The organism is Calothrix sp. CBUCES-K 9914, assembly GCF_059640475.1.
The window spans coordinates 1-17,767 of record NZ_JBXXZH010000090.1 but is presented as its reverse complement, the minus strand read 5'-3'; the positions used below and the strand labels follow the sequence as shown (position 1 = coordinate 17,767).

Below are 17,767 nucleotides of genomic sequence, written 5' to 3'. Positions count from 1 at the left end.
ATCATCAATATAAGTTAGATTGCCATAAATAAAGTTAACAAGATTATTAATTTCGTGAGCAACCCTGCGACCATTTGCCCTAATGCCGACATTTTTTCCGTTTGGACTAGATGCGTTTGCGCTTGTTTCAATTCTTGAAGCGTATTTTCTAATGCCTCAGTTATTTGAAAAACGCGCGTTTCCAAGTCCATAAAAGCAGAACGTAACTGTTTTGCCATCCAGTTAAAAGCAACAGCAAGAACGTTGATTTCATGAATTTTACTTCCCTGAACGATTTGATCTAGCTCTCCATTGGAAATTGCTTCTGTTGCTTTAACTAAACGTAAAATTGACCTAGTAATCCAGCTTGCCGTATATACTCTCAGTAGTACATTAATACCTAACGCTGCCGGTTTGGCATTAAGATTCATTTGACTAATTTGCAGTGGTAATGCCAAGTAGTTATCTAGATGTCCATCAACTGGTTAGCCAGATTATTAACTGCTTTTTATCCTCGAATAAATGAGAAATACCCCACCAATCCGACAACTGCAAAAACTTGCAAGACAAAGGGAATAACCAGAAGCAGACGTAGGGGTATTTTTTTTAGAAATTTTGGCTGTAATAAAGATTTTTTCACCGCAATTACCCCTATACCCCGATTTAATTGACTTGACCATGATGTTAGCGATTATAAAGACTTAGATACAAATACTTTTCACGCTATTAGTTTTCCCAATAATAGGGGTATTACTATCATGGCTTTTAAAATTTTTATATTTGGATTTTAGTTTTTAATAAATTTTGCATAATTACGAACACTTTACGTCAAATGGAGAATAGAGTTGAACTAGTAGTTTTGCGGTTATCACTTTGATGTAGCGGTGATTATGGTGTTATTAGCTACTAGATATCAGTAATCACTACTAGTTATGATGCAGGAAAATCAGAGTACTCTACTAAAACAGGCAAGACAGGGTGATGCCAAAGCTATAGCATCTTTATTAAACCAGCAACTACAGCCTAAAGGGATTACAGCAAAGGTTGCTAATCAGGAAAATTGTTTACAGATAATGCTTGAAGCAGTACAATTACCTAACGAGAAAGCTTTAGTTGATTTTATTCGTAAAGGAATAACTAAGCTCGGCGCCGTAGGAATTGAAACCGTCAAAGTATATGGGCGCCAAACAGGTGAAGAGTTTCCGAGTTGGCATCAAAACATTGATATTAAAAATCAAAAAGTTGAACAAAAAGACGATTTCAGCTTCCAAGATAGTGAGATTGGTCAAAAAGATATACCACCTGTTGCTTCAAAAATTAATCAAGTTTATTTTTATAACAAACCAAGCTGCCCTAAAAATTATTTAGTTCCCTCAATTTTAGTATCATTCTTTGCCGTTCTTCCAATTGGATTAGCCGCAATCATTTTTGCCGCACAAGTCGATAATAAATATCAAAAAGGTGATTATGATGGTGCAAAATCCGCATCAACTACAGCAAAAATACTATGTATAGTTTCTACTGCTATCGCGGCGCCTGTTTATTTATTATTACTTTTAATATTTGGATTTGCTGCTTTTACACCTTATTTAACAAATTCATCTGGAAAAGCAAGAGAATCTGAAGCTAGAATCACCGTTGGCGCGGTTAATAGAGCGCAACAAGGTTTTATACTTGATAATAATAAATTTGCTACTGAGATATCAGACTTGGATTTAGGAGTTAGTTCCGAAACTGATAATTATATTTATAAAGTAGAAGCCTCAGAAGATAAAGTCATCACAACGGCTGTTGCAAAGAGAAACAATATTAAAAGCTATACAGGCGCCGTATTTACAATCAAACCTGCAACTGCATACGGAAGTGAAGATATTTTAACAGTTACAAAAGTTTGTCAAACTAACAGACCATCGCAAACGGCGCCTGAACCACCTCAATTAGTTGGTTCAGAGATTTTGTGTGCTAGTGGTTCTTCTGATATTAATGGTTTGCGCTCAGTAAATTAATCCTCAAAACTATTTGAGAAAGTTTGCTTAAAACTTAATGTATAATTTTAGTATCCAACTGGATATGATGATACAATTAATGCCAAGTGTTCGCAGTAAAGGAATTGCAGTTTTATTACTAGATGCAGAAAACCTTCAGTTATCGCCCGAAATGGAAGGATTTTTGCAGCAGCAATCTTCATTGAAAATCACTTGTAAAATAGCTTTTGCTAACTGGCGCACGCTAGGAAATATAGACCAGTCATTATATGAACGAGGATATGATTTAATTCAAGTTCCAGGCGCCAAGGATGCAGCAGATGGGAAAATGATTACCTTTGGGTGTCAACTACGCGAATTATACCCTAAAGCTAAAACTGTTTTTGTTTGCTCTTCAGATGCGGTAATGATAAGTTTGTGTAATTGCTTGTTGCAACAAGAGTTGGAAGTATATCGAGTCATCAAACAAGATAATCAAATTAAAGTTACAAAATACCCAAATGGTAATGCATTGGCGTTTGGGCAGCAAGCAAAGAGTAATAATAAAGCAAATAATGAAACTTCTACTACTCAGAGCGATGACCGGAACCGCACGATAATTGAGAAGCAATTGTTAGATATTATTCGCTCTCTTGGCGCCGATAAAACTACAATTGATTTAGCGAAGCTAGGGCTGGAGTATAATCTTCGTCATAAAGAAGGCATTACTAAAGCTTTAAAAAAGCTGAAGTTAGGTGGTAATTTTATTAAGTTTTTAACTAACTCCAAAGTTTTGAAATTAGAAAAGATTAATAAGGTATATAAGGTTTCTATTATCAAATAATTTTGTTCAATGTTGGATATGGGACGGGCAGAGATGCCCGTTCCACAAGATGTAATACTCATTCACAATGATGTAATACTCATTCACAATACGATTAGGGTTTAGCGTTGGGCTAGTTTGGGGGTTTTTCCTAATAGTCCAATCATGAGTTTTAATGAGAGTACTTTAACTATAGGTATGTATTTCATGGCGAGTAAACCCAGGCGCCTGACTATAACTACAGGTAAAAAGTTATTGGAGAATACTCTGTCTAATATATCTGTGAAACCTAGTATAGTTAAGTTTTCTATCTGGCGCCAGCGTTCGTATTTTTTCAATACTTTAATATTGCCTATATCTTCGCCTTTTGAATGTGCTTCTTGGATGACTTGCGCTAGTGCTGCAACATCACGAATACCTAAATTTAAACCTTGTCCTCCCACTGGGTGACAGTTGTGGGCGGCATCACCAACTAATGCCAGACGGTTTTTGACGTATTTATCGCTTTGCATTAACTGCACTTGGAAAACAAAGCGCTCTCCTAGCAACTCTAATTTACCCATGTGGTCGCCGTAACGCGCTTGTAACTGAGCTAAAAATTCCTCGTCGTTCATAGCACATAATGCTTTCGCTTCAGCGTGCGGCGCCGTCCAAACAATTCGGCAACGGTTTCCTGGTAATGGTAAGATAGCAAATGGTCCGCTTCGCTGAAATTTTTCGTATGCAGTTTGATTGTGCGATTTTTCTGGCTTGACAAATGCCACAATACATGACTGCCAATATTTCCAACCACGAGTTGTAATGGAAGCTGCTTCACGAACGCGCGAACGCGAACCATCTGCTGCTACTAATAATTTGCTACGAATCGTTTTGATTTCATCTGCCAGAGAGATAGTTGTGACAGCAGCATCAGCTAGGTATTTCGTCTCTATTACGGAGGCTGGACAAAGTACTGTGACGTTGGAACAATCTTTTACAAATTCTTGTAATGGATATAGCAGTGCTTGGTGTTCTGCTACATATCCCAAATCTTCTTTATTTATATCGCTAGTGCTAAATTCCACAACACCAGAATAATCTGCATCTGATAAACTTACCCGTCGATATGCCTCTATATTGGGCAAAATCTTCTTCCAAACCCCTATTCCCTCGTAAATCAAAGCAGACAACATATGTACTGCATACGCTTGTCCCTTCATTATTGCTGCTGACTCTACGCGCGCTTCTATTAACAAAACGCTTAACCCCGAATCTTTAAGAGCGCTTGCTAGGGTTAAACCGACAATTCCACCACCAACGATTACTAGGTCGTAGTCATAACCGTTATGGTTCGTCGTAATTTGAGGTGTGTCAATTTGAGAAGTTTGTACTGGCGCCATTGTTAAGACAAATTACAACTTTTATTTTTATTGTGACGCAATCTAACTTTATCAGGCAAGGGGGAGTGTAGAGTGCTGAGTGCTGGGGGAGAAATCAATAAGAAATGTTTATGTAATAAAAATAATATTTATAATATTCTTATGATTGAGTGTAAATACGTAAATCAACTGTAATTATCAGTAATAGTAATAGAGTATATTTGCCATGTCGGGGTGCTGTAACGTGACAATTGCCGGGTAAATCTACTAGCCGCAATTAACAGGTTTCAGGAGAAAATAAATGACTTGGCGCCCAATTTTGCACAAATTGTTCCCTGTTTGGATTGGAGTGTTATTTGCTGCATTTGGATTTTTGCAGCCAGAAAAGGCAAGTGCTACTAATAATATAGTTAACAATGATTTAGGCACATCATCGAAGGTCTTTTTTGATAATGGGGCACCTAGTTTAACTGCTGGAAGAGAAGCTACGTTATGGGTGCAGGCAGAAGATTTTCAAGTTAGCCAAAACAGCTTGTTAAACAATGTTCAATTTTGGACAGTTGAGGCGCCTGGGTCTGTATGGGATGGAACAATAAATTATTCTCTGTTCAAAGATGTTAATGGTCAACCGGACACACAGGCTTTTGCTTCAGGTCTTGGCACTAATATTCTAAAAGAAGCGACAAACCGTTCACTGTTTGATTATTACGATGAGCATTATTACTCGTTTGATTTAGAAAAGCCAGTAAATATAGAAGCGAATACTACCTATTGGTTGGGTTTACATCTTGCTAACAACTTTGACCTCGATGATATTTACTGGGAAACAACAGATACAGGTTTTAGAACTAATGGCATGAGTGCTTACCTGGGAGAATTAAATGACTGGTCTAGAAGTAGCGCACCTGTAGAACGCTCGTTCAGGTTAGTTACATATACTAATACAGATGCCCGCAAGGTAAACGAACCGTCAGTCCTTTTTGCCTCGCTGATAATTGTAGGCGCCATGTTAAGAAGAAAGTAGGGTGTGTGACGCTACCAACAATTTTGAAACGGAGCTAGTATCTAGTAGCGTCACGCACCGACGTGATAATTGTAGGCGCCATGTTCAGAAAAAAGTAGGGTGTGTGACGCTACCAACAATTTTGAAACGGAGCTAGTATCTAGTAGCGTCACGCACCGACGTGATAATTGTAGGCGCCATGTTCAGAAAAAAGTAGGGTGTGTGACGCTACCAACAATTTTGAAACGGAGCTAGTATCTAGTAGCGTCACGCACCGACGTGATAATTGTAGGCGCCATGTTCAGAAAAAAGTAGGGTGCGTGACGCTACAAGTCTTGTTACTACGTTCAGGTTTTTTCGTTGCGTCACACACCCTACGATTCAAAAAAGTTAACCGCTGTTTGCTACGACCGAATTTCATCGTTAGCTAACAGCGGTTTACTATATTTGAAAGGAATTTATATGAGTTAAAAATTAGCAGGAGAATAACTTTACTAGTGTGGACTGAAACGTTGCAATTTGTTTCCAGTATTACGGTGCATCCTTATCTATAGCTAGGCAGGCATTTGTGGCTGTGCGTTCAGTAACCTCCAAAACAATGAAATGAAACTCAAGGCGTTAACACATTAACGATGGATGCGACTGGATAACAGTGACTGCGGGGATATTAAAGCAAGGTGGCACTGGCTTTAACATCAAGTTGAATGAATTAAACTTAACTTCTCTGTGCCATGTTTTTAAGTTAGCACTAGTTTTTTTGAATAATCCAATTTATTTACCAATTGTTATTGGTGTTTACTTTCTGCAAGGTATGTCCAACTTGCTTTATATATATGAGAGTATTTACTTATGATTTTCATAAATTTTTATTAACCTTGCTTTAATCTAAACAGATTTTTGAAAGCTTGACATACCCTTTCTGTAAGGGGTTTGGGCTTTTTGTAGTACTGTCTAGACCTGTAACTTGATGGTTTTGCTGGAGGTTTGGTATTTTTTCCGTGCAGGCGCCGTTCGAGTTCCATAGCTTTGGTTAAGTCGGCAGTCGCGCGCAGTTCTAAGCCAAGCTGCGAACAGACTAACCCTCTGTATTTATATGCTTCGATATAATAAGGATTAAGGCGAATGGCTTGAGAAAAATCAGAAATCGCATCTTCGTACTTATTAAGTTGCACTTTCTCAACACCTGATTGATAAAATCTCTCAGCACTTGATGCTTTTGAGTGTGTGTTTACCGAAGTGCTGTTGGGTTGAGGCGCCGTCTCGGAGTGCGATGGTTGATTATTAGGAATGTTTGACTTGAGTGTTTTGTACGCCGCATTGATTATCTTGGTTTTTTCTTCGGCTTCAAGCTTTTTTACGGGGTCTGTAAAATTATCAGGATGCCATGTTCTTATTAACTTACGGTACGTGCGCTTTATTTCTTCCTGTGATGCACTCGGTAATAACCCCAGAATTTCATATGCACGATTGATATCAATGCGGTCGCTCATGAAAAATCTCCTGGTATGCGGGAAACTCAGTGCTTCAGCGCTCTCGTGGGAAGCGACACAGGCAGTTTTAACTGCCTTGACAATTAAACCTGTTGAACGCTTAATTAACTTAACTTTATTTATGGAACACTGTCCTAGTCTTTTCCAATCACTGTCACTAACTGAAATTTGTTTTTCTGTGTCTCCGCTTACCCATCCGTAAAATATTTTTTTACCTTGAGTAGCTTTAACATAATCACCTTTCCTAAATCCATGTCGTGTTACAGTTCCCCCATATTTACGACGATTACCACCTTTACAAAATGTCATTAAATGTAACTGCCGTTTTGATATGGGTGGTCTGCGAACTACTACAAATCTTGAAGGTGTAATCGTTACATTACCTATCCATGAGTACCCGTGACTAGTAGCGCGTTTATTAAACGCGACTTTACGGTTAATTCTCCTACCGCGTCTATTACGTCTCATCATTGCCCGTTGCTGCATTCTGTCTTTAACAGTTTTAAACGGTAAAACTAAATGCAACATTTGTAATGTGTATTTCTTAGTTTGCACTGCAATACCAGAATACATTTTACCAGGGTCTAATCCGATTACAACTTCTTGAGTTTTAGTGTCGCTTGGTTCGATTAGTAATTGAATATAATAGATACCCAATTTATCGAATTTGCCGATAGCTTTACCTTGTTTAACCCAACGTCTAGCACGGCTAGGTTTGGTTGGCATTAACGGAACATTGTCTTTACTAATTACAGGCACTCGCATATAGATATAATCCTTCGAGTATAGTTTTAGTCCCTTCGCTCAATGTAGTTAGGATGTCTTGCCATTACGCAACACCATTAACAAGATGGTTTGAAGATAATCCGAACTAGGGAAGTATTCGGAAGTTCGTACCAAACTACATAAGATCGAGCTAGTCAGACACGTAAGACTTGTTTCTTACAAGCTCCGGAGCAATACTCCCGGAGTTACTGATATTTGCCTATGGGCAGTAATGTAATTATATACTACATATATGAACAAATTACGTAGGGTGCGTGACGCTACTAGATTGGTTGCTTCGTTTCAGGTTGGTTGGTAGCGTCACGCACCCTACTAGTCATTTCCTTTTCCTCGCCTCGGAAGTTGAGTACGTCTTCCGGCGCCATTACCTACTATATCGCCGACGGGTAGGAGCATAATTGTGTGGTCTGCGCTGCCTGTAGCTAGAATTTTACCGTCGGGACTGAAGGCTACGCTAAATACTCTGTCTTCGTGACCTGTGTATGTTTTTAGTAATACTCCTGTATCGACTTGCCACAGTTTAACTGTTTTATCACGACTGCCGCTTGCTAGTACTCGACCGTTGGGGCTAAATGCGACGGTATAAACACGGTCTTCGTGCCCTGTGAAGGTGGTAATTTCTCTACCGTTTTCTAAGTTCCATAATTTAATTGTTTTATCCCAACTGCCACTTGCCAGGGTTTTTCCGTCTGGACTACAAGCGAGTGCGCTGACATCATCGTTGTGTCGCGCGATAGTTAAGAATTTATGCTGTTCGAGGTGCCAAATTTTAATCGTATTATCATACCCACCGGCGCCGGAAGCTAAAATTTTGCCGTTAGCACTGAAAGCTAAACATAATACATCATCGGAATGAGCTTTGAGTACATCTATTTCTCGACCAGTTTCGACCGACCAAAGTTTGACTCTTTGATCTTTACTACCACTGGCAATAGTTCGACCATCTGGACTAAATGCGACGCAGTATACTCGGTCGTCATGTCCTTTAAACGTGTTTATTGCTTCTCCTGTCTGAACGTTCCATAATCTAACTGTTGCATCGTCGCTACCGCTTGCTATGATTTGACCGTTGGGACTAAATACAACCGAATTTACTCCACCAGATGATGCTTGTTTGTGTCCGCTAATTGTATTGTATTTTTGATTGACCAAATTCCAGATATTTATTGTTTCGTCATAACTACCGCTTGCTAGTAACTTGCCGTCTGGACTAAATGCTACTGACAATACTAAATCAGAGTGTTGTTTAAGTGTTGTAGGAAGTTGATAAGTTGTAATTGATTCGGAAGATGCTGTTTGACTGGATGTAGAAGGTTGATTTGTTGTAGTTGGTTGGGATGAGACACTTTGAGTGGGTGTTGGAGGTTGATTTGTTGTAGTTGGTTGGGATGAGACACTTTGAGTGGGTGTTGGAGGTGGATTTGTTGTAGTTGGTTGAGATGATACAGTTTGACTGGATGTTGATGGGGGTAAGGATTTAGTGGCATTACTGCTATCTGGTTCTAATCTTCCTGATAAGCGCGCGATTTGGCTTTTGATAAGTGAAATATCTTCTTGTGTTTTTTGGTTTGCTTGCTGTGATGATTGCTGTAATTCTTGAATTGATGAACGAATAAAATTGAAATTTTCCACAATATTATCCATTTGCGTTAAACGCTGATTGATTGCATTTGCATTCACTTGCTGGTTAATTTGCAGTTGCTCGATTTGTTTGCCGAGAGTAGAGCTTAATTGCGTTGTAAATATATCAAGCGCAGATAATCTTTGATTAATTGTATCTATATTTTGCTGCTGAGTTTTTTGTAATTCCTCAATTTGCTGCTGCGTTGCACTTAGCTGCTGATTAAATCCACTCACTAAAGCTGTAATATTTAATTGCTGATTTGTTTGGTATTGTTCAGCTTGTTTATTCGAGTTAGTATTTATTTGTCTAGTCATCGCGTCGATTTGCGCTAATCTTTGATTTATTGCTTCAACATTTTGCTGCTGTTTTTTTTGCATTTCCTCAAGTTGCTCCTGTGTTTTTCCAACTTGAGAAGTGACATTATCAATTTGAGTTAAACGCTGAAAAATTGCCTGTGTATTCGCTTGCTGAGTTTGCTGTAACTGCTCAACCTGCTGTTTGTTTACATTTAACTGTTGTGTAAAACTATCTATTTGAGTCAAACGTTGATTAATAATATTGACATTTTGCACCTGGTTCTGTCGTAATTGTTCCAGGTACTGCTGTGTTGCGTTTAGCTGTTGAGCTATATTATCAATTTGAGTCAAACGTTGATTCAGTGCATTTGGGTTTGCTTGTTTGGCTAAAGCATCAAGCTGCGCTAAACGCTGGTTTATTGCATCGATATTTTGCTGTTGCGTAGAGCGTAATTCTTCAAGAAGTCGCTGCGTAGCATTCAACTGTTGGGCTATATTGTCTATTTGAGCCAAGCGCTGATTGATAGCATTCACGGTGTTCTGCTGGGTTTGCTGGGTTTTAGATATTTCAATACGAAACGATTCGAGTTGTGTGATACGCGCGTTAATTGCTTCAATATCTTGTTTCTCTTGTTTACGCAATTGCTCAACTTGCTGTTTAGTCAGGCTTAACTGAGGGTTAGGTTGTACTAGTTCTCCGATGGAGTTTTGCTGGTGCCGTTGTAGTGAGCGCAAACGCTGTTGATTAGCAACGTTTAATCCAATCGCTAAAGTTAAGGGGAAAATAGCGTAAGAGTACTCTTGGCTAATAAACGCTGCGAACGCACCCCATACACAGAGTCCCAACAACAGATATTCAAGAAATTCAACCGTGTTGCGTTTAGTCATGATGCATTTTTCTGCTGTTGCTGGTAAAAAAATATTCCAATGTGGGGAGCGTGAGCGGTAGAGTGTCAGTTACTCTGGAGTAAATACCCCATTTTAGTAATTCAAGGTTTTTTTGCTTCTTCAGCCAAACAAGTCCATGTTATCTACAAGAAGAAATTCGCTTCTGTCAATCCAAACACCTCACAGTGGTTATCATTGGGATGGGGGTGGGCGCCGCTTTTTTGAGGGTTGGTATTATCGCGTTACTATTCCCGAAAAGAGACAGACTTTCGCGTTTATGTATTCCATCGAAGACCCTATCGGTGGGAAAGCTCATAGTGGAGGCGCCGCACAAATTCTAGGTGCTGATGATGAGTATTTATGGCGAACTTTCCCTGATACAAATAAATTTTGGGCAAGTCGAGACGTGTTAGGTTTGGGACACTGGGGAAAAAGTGATTTATCAACGCAGCCGCTTTATTTGCTCACGAACGAATTCGAGCGTCACGTAACAGAAGGTTATCAAGCGACAGCGACTTTAAATCAAGGAATCATTCGCGACCCAGGTACTGGTAGGTATTGTCGTTGGCAATATGAAATTGAACCTATATATGGATGGGGAAGTACAGGGCAACCTCAACAGTCAACTGCTGGTTTTTTATCGTCTCTACAAATATTTGAGCCGGGATGGCAAATTTTAATGGCGCATGGACTTGCAACCGGTTACGTAGACTGGAACGGCAAACGCTACGAATTTGCTAATGCTCCTGCTTATGGTGAAAAAAATTGGGGTGGTGCCTTTCCGAAAAGATGGTTCTGGATAAATTGCAATAGTTTTGATTCTGAACCAGATTTAGCCTTAACTGCTGGTGGTGGTAGACGTGGTGTTTTATGGTGGATGGAATCAGTAGCAATGGTTGGCATTCATCATAAAGGTAAGTTCTACGAATTTGTGCCTTGGAACTCAAAAGTTACATGGAATATTTCCCCGTGGGGACGCTGGGAAATACGCGCGCGGAACAATGAGTATGAAGTAGAGTTAATTGGTACAACCGACTTACCTGGTACTCGCTTACGGGCGCCTACTGATAACGGGTTAGCTTTTTGCTGTAGCGACACAATGCAGGGAATGTTATATTTGCAACTTCGAGAATTAAGTAGCGGTGAAGGAGAAATTATCCTGAAAGCGACTAGTAACTTGTGTGGATTAGAAATAGGCGGTAGTCCTTGGGATAAATCCTGGCAATCTGCTCCTTAGCTGCTATATGCTTGTGCTATATTGGGTATAGTACCTTTTTGGGGCTGTAGCTCAGATGGATAGAGCGAGCGCCTCCTGAATAATCGGGCACCACAAAGGAAACTTTGTGCGTGAATGTGGTTAAACTCGGTGAAGCCTAAAAAGTAAGTAAACTTCATGGTAATACCGAATCAAGCCTAAGTTGAAATATAAGTATAGAGACTATATATCAATTTAGGAAGGTCGAGAGACTAAACAGCCACCACCTAAAGGTTTCAGTACCAATGGTGAAGATATAGTCCAGAGAGTGGGGAAACTCACACAAATCTGAAGCGCTAGGTCGCCAGTTCGAGGCTGGCCAGTCCTGCTTAGTAAATTAACGCTTATTAACTAAATAAACGCTCATAAAGTATCATACAATTCTTTGCATCCGCGCGCGTTGCGGGTACAATTCAGAGTGCATCAGGTTATAAGATTATATTTTTTATATAAACTGGGAAAAATTTGTGATTTTTGTTTGGCTGTAATTTCCTGACAGTCTAACTTTGCTTTGGTAAAGTGATGACTCATACTTAAGGCTTTATTTTGTAATAAGCACGAAGAGTGCTTAAAGAAGGACTGAAGTCCTTACTACGAGTCTCCACCCAACCTACGTTGTAACATTAGTTAAAGAAAATTTTGACATTTTGACAGCAGCAGAAACAACACGACATCATCGAACCTTGAGTAAGCTAGTGTTAAAAGGTTTTCCTCGCTTTGCAGTTTTTGCCCTACCCCTCATGTTGATGTGGGGTTACAGAGAAGTGCAAAGTCAATTTACAAAGCCTCAAGCCATCTTAGTTCTAGGTGGTTCTACTGAAAGATTAGAGCGTGAAAAGTTTACAGCTAAGTTCGCCAAAAAACATTCCAACATACCGATTTGGATTTCTGGTGGTAGTCCAAAGGTTCCAACCAGGCAAGTTTTTTCTAAGCAAGGAGTAGATTTAAAGCGTCTACACTTAGATTACGATGCGGTAGATACTGTAACTAACTTCACAACGCTTGTTGATGAACTGGAAGCGCGCGGAATTAGAAAAGTGTATTTAATTACTTCAGATTACCATATGCGACGTGCTTCCGTCATTGGTGATATTGTACTAGGTAGTAGAGGAATTGATATGCAGCCAGTATCCGTTCCAAGTGGAGAAACGGACGAACCGATAGAAAAATGCGTCCGCGATGGGGTTCGTTCAGTATTATGGTTGACTACAGGTTACACGGGTGCAAAGGGGGAACAACCAAAGCAGTGAAGAACTATAATTATTTTTCTTTGACTAAAACATAAGGTTGTATTATTAGCGTATCGAAGCGTTTAGTGCGGTCTGTGTTCCAGGTGCCAAGTTGTTGAGGAGAAGGTTTAGTAATTAATGCTTCGTCTATCCAGACTTGGACTTCGTTTGTCTTATCGGACGCAATCGCAACTCCAACATCAAGAATATCAAGATGTGATGACACAACAATAATTGCATCTCGCTGTGCATGGGGAACTAGCCAGTCCCACTCTGCCTCGTCAAGGTTTTCGATTAATTCTGTTCTAATATCCGGCATTACTCTTTATGATTCTTAACTTTAATTTTTAATCTTAGCTTATTTTGAGCTATAGTTTTGCATTTTATCTGAAAACCTAGTTTATTCTGTTTCAACATCTGCCTTCATTTCGTCAATTTCAAACAAAGATACGATGACTCCAGCAATGGGGATCGAGATAAATATACCTAATAGACCTGCAACTCTGGCGCCGACTAATAAAGCGAAAAATACTACAACAGGATTTAGATTTAACGCTCCTTGCATAACCCTTGGTGAAATTAAATTATCTTGAATTTGTTGTAAAATAATACAGGCGACTAATACCTTTAATGCTAACCAAACACCTTGAGATAACACTATTAATGTTACCAAGCCAACCGCTAAAGTTGCACCTATGCCTGGAATGATATCTATCACACCAACCATTACAGATAGTATCAAAGGAAAAGAAACTTGAAGCACAGTAAATACGATAAATGTTGATAGAGTCAAAAACAAGGTGAGTATAAGTTGACCACGGAAAAAGCCTAAAAAGTTTTTCTTGACTATAGTTGTTATATGTTTCCTTCGGTGCTTGGGTGTAGCTTTCATCAAAAGTTGCCACAATTTGCCACTATCTAGCAGCATAAAAAAAGCAACAACTGCAATAAAAATAAATGTGACAAAGTTTGTAAGAAACCCTTGAAATATAGTTAAACTTGTCGCTAACCATGATAATGCTTGATTCCGCAGTTGTCCCTCAAAAACAGATAAATCAATTTGGAGATTGCGACTACGAAAAAACTCTTCTAATCGGTTCGATAGTGGGACTAATGAATCTAAAAAACTAGTAACACTAATAATTAACTGTTGTCCTTGCGATAGAATTGTCAAACCAACAGTAACAGTTACCCCCGCGATCAAAGTCATGCTCACCAAGAAAATCAATATTGTCGCAACACTATGTGGTATGTAGCGTGTTAACCATTTGACTGGATAGCTAAGTAAAAAAGCTATAATCGCGGCAAATGCAAAAATAACAATTATCGATTCAAAATAAGCTAGTAGTTGAACTATTGCCCACCCTGCTGCAACTAGAAGCAGGAAGCGGACTAATGCTGAACTATTAAGTCTCGACCATAAATTTTTCGCTTCTAACCCTGTCATAGCTACTATGAATTCTAAGTTGAAGCCAACTTAGCAAAATTCAAGCGCACGTGAGTACTTCCTTTGAGCGTATTTAAATTGGTCTACAGGAGTAAAGTGGGCATTGCTAACCCTGTCAAGGTGGATAGAATATTGAGGAAAAAATTCGTCTGTGTCTCTGTGGTGAGATATGTGTATTTTTTCTGACCACGGAGATGCTCTTAGCGCAGAGAGACCTTGACAGGACTAACATTGCCCACCTAGCCCTGTCAAGGTGTACCACTTGCGTACTAGCTGGAAGCCTTATTTTTACGTTGTACCCCCAACCCTGAAATATAAAATTGAGCGCAAATTTTGTTTTTTGCTTTCAAATTTTAATCAGTGAAAGGCTAAAACCCTTATAAATGCGTAGTACTCATGCTCACCTTGACAGGGCTACATTGCCCACTCTACTATGCGAGTATCTTTTTTTACTACATAGATACAGAGTACACAGAGAGAGGAGTTGTGGCAATACTGCTCGGTTAACGATAATTGTAGGTTGGGTGAAGGCTTTGCGGAACCCAACAAAGTCTTACAAACGTTGGGTTTCGTTCCTCAACCCAACCTACGTATTTTTGTAAAAAGCTAAGTGAAATTGTATTGATATTATCGAAATTATTAGGACTCAAGTAAGTACACAAGCACGGATATGCCACACCGACAATAATATAACAAATTTGTATATACCTCAATTGAGAATACAAGCTCACTCCTCAATCTTGGTAAGTATCTCGCTGAAAGTACCCTTGAGGGTAATACTGTAGGCGCGTAATATATGATACACTTATTTTACAAGTGAATTCTTATACAGTCTTCGCAAACATCCTGACTAAATGTTAATGGAGTTTGTCACAATATATGCTGCTTTATTCAGAAACTTTTGCCTGTTATTTAAAATTTCACTATACAGAATCTGAATCATGTAAGCTTTATAATATTTGTTACCTGCACTTCTACGATTTATTCCAAATTGTGCTTCGAGTATTTTGTTTCAATTGTTCTATTTATCCATAGTTCATATCTAACGAAAAAGTATCATGTTACAACCACAAGTAAAGACTATCAATACTCCCTTTATAGGTATAATCGATCCATCACAATACTTGGGAGTGAAGCTGATTAATTTTTCATTTTCTCAATTATTCTTAGTTAGAGACCAAAACAATGCTAGCGAGAAAGAAAGTCCTTTAAAACAAAAAATAACGAAAGCTAGGGAAAAAATATATGAAAATATAGTAAACAATCTAAGCGGCTTAATCAGCGCTAATGATAAAGAAGAAGGAGTTATAACTACCTATATTTTTGACAAGTATGAAGACTTTTCCTTGAAGACACAGTTTAGACCAGACCGTGAAAGAATGGTTATCCGAATCACACGAATAACTCCACGGCAAACAAGAGTATCTACCATCTGTCGATTCTATACCACTGGCACTCATATATATATTGCTTTGGATTCTTATCTCCTTGGTAAAATAAATATTTTCAGCCTTGTGATTCACACACTGTTGCTGTTGATTTTTGGTTCTATGTTTTTAACAGGGCTTTTAGGATTTTTAGGGGCTTTAGTGCTACTATTGCCAGCTCTGTTTAATCTATCCAACATAAATGCTTTACAAGCCGTTTTTTCAGGTCTATTTTTTCCTTTTATTCCAGGTCTATATCTGTATTTCAGTTGGTTCCCAGTAGTTAAAGCCTTGCTCAATAAAGAAGGTTTTAAAGCGGCTCTGAAGCACAGATTTCATAATAGAAGGTTCACCAACTTATTTGATGAAGATGACGGCTTAACTTACCTAAAGTCTGTAACGCCTTTTATCATTGATCAGATAAAAAACGCGCTTGCAAGCTATGGGATAAAGGATGAAAATATTTTTACTAAACTTGATGAGATAAAGGATATAATTTTAGCACAACCAACAATAAACCTAAACAATTCAGGGATAATGTCTAATGTTCTGATTGGAAACAACAATGTTCAAAGTTCAAAATAATAACTAATAAAGAGAGGTAAAAAAAGTATGCCAAATGATATTACTGTTCATAATAGTGGTGTAATTACTAACTCCGTATTTGGTAATAACAACATTCAACAAAACATAAGTCAAAATGCTGATGAAATTACTAGACTAATTTCTTCTCTACGTGACATGTCTCAAGGATTTCCTGAAGCTCAATGTGAAGCAATCACAGTGCATTTAGATGATTTACAGGAAGATATAACTATACCTGAGAAACAAAAGAAAGAGAGACTTAAAACTCGTCTTGTTGCATTGCTGGCAATTACTGGTACGCTTGGAAGTGTTGTAGCAAACTCTGTTGACTTTGGTAACAAAGTTTTAGACTTATCCAAAAAACTGGGAGTTCCTATCGAGATTGTCCAGCCTCAACCTAAGCAAATCCCTTAAAATCCCACATTCCGCGTCACGCAATAAGGGTGCGTGACGCTATTAGACTTGCGCTTCGTTTCAAGATGGTTGGTAGCGTCACGCACCCTACCTTCCTAAATCGTGTAGCGAATTTATAGCGTCGGCGCATTTTTTGGTTATTTCTTCTAATTCTTCTTTACTGCCGGAGATTGGCGCCTCTATTAATTCACCAATTCGCACTGTGACGGGGACTGGACGGGGAACGGCGCCTTTTTTCTCAATTTCTTGTGTACCCCATAAACAAACGGGTAATAGCGGCGCCTTACCTTTTGCTGCGAGTAGTGCGGCGCCGCGTTTGGGGTCAGTAATTTTACCTGTATCAGTACGTGTACCTTGTAAGAATACGCCTACAGCCCAACCATTTTCTAAGTATTCTAACGCGGCACGAATTGCTTTGGTGTCAGCACTACCACGACTTACAGGATAGGCACCGTATAGTTTAATGGCTTTGTTAAAAACGGGGATATCGAATAACTCTTTCTTTGCCATATATGCTACAGGACGGCGAACGCAATTCGACACAAGCGGTGGGTCATAATTGCTTGCATGGTTACTAACTACTATTAGTGGTCCTTCTTGTGGCACATTTTCGATGCCATGAATTATCCCCCGGAAGTATACGTGAAGCATAGGCGCCACAACCGACCACTTGAAGGCATGATATAGAAGGAGGCTGGCAATTGGTTCGCGGATTCTGGTCACAGTAGCTTACTTTAACTCAAACTGAAGAACAGCATATCACGTTAGTTTTGTTCGATGATTTTTTGGGCTTCGGCTGATTTGAGAAATTCCATAAAGGTTTGAACGGCAGGACTCATTGGATGTTTATATATATAGAACAGCTGGCGCCGAAGTGGATATTGCTGAGAGTCTGGCATTAAACGATTAATAGCCACTATTCTTACAGTCTTCTGATTAACTTGAGCATAACTACCATAGGTAATACCATTAGTTTGGAGTTTTTTGAGGATAGGAGTTGTCTCGTCAGTTTGGTATGTAGTTATATTAGGTGTGGCGCCGAATTCGCTGTTATCAAGAACTAGTTCGTGGAATGCGTGACGAGTACCACTAACAGATGGTCTGTTTATGACTTGGATAGTTCCACTTTTACTCCCAACTGCCGACCAATCTGTAATATTACCTTTAAAGATGTCCGCTATTTGCTTAGTTGTTAATCC

The 17,767-nt window shown here is 39.0% G+C and carries 15 protein-coding genes; 7 read left to right on the top strand and 8 right to left on the bottom strand.

The window, feature by feature from the left end; translation table 11 throughout:
• Window positions 1–14 precede the first annotated feature (14 nt).
• Window positions 15–437 carry a HAMP domain-containing protein gene (locus AC2JBO_RS20445; RefSeq protein WP_496955491.1) on the bottom strand — a complete coding sequence of 141 codons (423 nt, stop codon included), beginning with the start codon at window positions 435–437 and terminating at the stop codon, window positions 15–17.
• 474 nt (window positions 438–911) lie between these two features.
• Here AC2JBO_RS20445 and AC2JBO_RS20440 point away from each other — a divergent pair, with 474 nt between their 5' ends.
• Together AC2JBO_RS20440 and AC2JBO_RS20435 are read left to right on the top strand one after the other, a co-directional pair.
• Entirely contained in the window at window positions 912–1,985 is a 1,074-nt protein-coding gene (locus AC2JBO_RS20440) for a type IV pilin-like G/H family protein (RefSeq protein ID WP_496955490.1), read from the top strand.
• Window positions 1,986–2,049: 64 nt separating this feature from the next.
• A complete protein-coding gene (locus AC2JBO_RS20435) occupies window positions 2,050–2,787 on the top strand; it encodes a hypothetical protein (protein ID WP_496955489.1) in 738 nt (245 codons plus the stop codon).
• Window positions 2,788–2,888: 101 nt separating this feature from the next.
• Here the strand turns inward: AC2JBO_RS20435 and AC2JBO_RS20430 are convergent, their stop codons facing one another.
• The gene (locus AC2JBO_RS20430) at window positions 2,889–4,145 is read right to left on the bottom strand and encodes an FAD-dependent hydroxylase (RefSeq protein WP_496955488.1); all 1,257 of its coding nucleotides are present in this window, start codon (window positions 4,143–4,145) and stop codon (window positions 2,889–2,891) included.
• A gap of 280 nt (window positions 4,146–4,425) precedes the next feature.
• Here AC2JBO_RS20430 and AC2JBO_RS20425 point away from each other — a divergent pair, with 280 nt between their 5' ends.
• Entirely contained in the window at window positions 4,426–5,148 is a 723-nt protein-coding gene (locus tag AC2JBO_RS20425; RefSeq protein WP_496955487.1) for a hypothetical protein, read from the top strand.
• A gap of 848 nt (window positions 5,149–5,996) precedes the next feature.
• Here the strand turns inward: AC2JBO_RS20425 and AC2JBO_RS20420 are convergent.
• Complete coding sequence (locus AC2JBO_RS20420; RefSeq protein WP_496955486.1) at window positions 5,997–7,382, bottom strand: RRXRR domain-containing protein; 1,386 nt, start codon at window positions 7,380–7,382, stop codon at window positions 5,997–5,999.
• A 333-nt stretch (window positions 7,383–7,715) separates the two neighbouring features.
• Window positions 7,716–10,211 carry a WD40 repeat domain-containing protein gene (locus tag AC2JBO_RS20415; protein WP_496955485.1) on the bottom strand — a complete coding sequence of 832 codons (2,496 nt, stop codon included), beginning with the start codon at window positions 10,209–10,211 and terminating at the stop codon, window positions 7,716–7,718.
• Window positions 10,212–10,347: 136 nt separating this feature from the next.
• On the opposite strand from AC2JBO_RS20415, the gene AC2JBO_RS20410 reads away from it, so the two are divergent.
• Window positions 10,348–11,448, top strand: coding sequence for a tocopherol cyclase family protein (locus AC2JBO_RS20410; protein ID WP_496955484.1), 1,101 nt, complete (start codon window positions 10,348–10,350; stop codon window positions 11,446–11,448).
• Window positions 11,449–12,206: 758 nt separating this feature from the next.
• Window positions 12,207–12,716, top strand: coding sequence for a YdcF family protein (locus AC2JBO_RS20405; protein WP_496955499.1), 510 nt, complete (start codon window positions 12,207–12,209; stop codon window positions 12,714–12,716).
• 10 nt (window positions 12,717–12,726) lie between these two features.
• On the opposite strand, the gene AC2JBO_RS20400 is transcribed toward AC2JBO_RS20405, so the two are convergent.
• Together AC2JBO_RS20400 and AC2JBO_RS20395 are read right to left on the bottom strand one after the other, a co-directional pair.
• Window positions 12,727–13,014 (bottom strand): DUF2288 domain-containing protein, encoded by a 288-nt coding sequence (locus tag AC2JBO_RS20400; RefSeq protein WP_496955483.1) that lies wholly within the window; start codon window positions 13,012–13,014, stop codon window positions 12,727–12,729.
• Between the two features lie 81 nt (window positions 13,015–13,095).
• Complete coding sequence (locus tag AC2JBO_RS20395) at window positions 13,096–14,142, bottom strand: AI-2E family transporter (protein WP_496955482.1); 1,047 nt, start codon at window positions 14,140–14,142, stop codon at window positions 13,096–13,098.
• Between the two features lie 1,058 nt (window positions 14,143–15,200).
• On the opposite strand from AC2JBO_RS20395, the gene AC2JBO_RS20390 reads away from it, so the two are divergent.
• The gene (locus AC2JBO_RS20390) at window positions 15,201–16,154 is read left to right on the top strand and encodes a hypothetical protein (protein WP_496955481.1); all 954 of its coding nucleotides are present in this window, start codon (window positions 15,201–15,203) and stop codon (window positions 16,152–16,154) included.
• Between the two features lie 27 nt (window positions 16,155–16,181).
• Window positions 16,182–16,568, top strand: a complete 387-nt coding sequence (locus AC2JBO_RS20385; RefSeq protein WP_496955480.1) for a hypothetical protein — start codon at window positions 16,182–16,184, stop codon at window positions 16,566–16,568.
• Window positions 16,569–16,655: 87 nt separating this feature from the next.
• Here the strand turns inward: AC2JBO_RS20385 and AC2JBO_RS20380 are convergent, their stop codons facing one another.
• Together AC2JBO_RS20380 and AC2JBO_RS20375 are read right to left on the bottom strand one after the other, a co-directional pair.
• On the bottom strand, window positions 16,656–17,291 hold the full coding sequence (locus AC2JBO_RS20380) for a lysophospholipid acyltransferase family protein (protein WP_496955479.1): 636 nt from the start codon (window positions 17,289–17,291) through the stop codon (window positions 16,656–16,658).
• 41 nt (window positions 17,292–17,332) lie between these two features.
• The coding region (locus tag AC2JBO_RS20375) for a substrate-binding domain-containing protein (protein ID WP_496955478.1) at window positions 17,333–17,767 on the bottom strand (435 nt) is incomplete at its 5' end.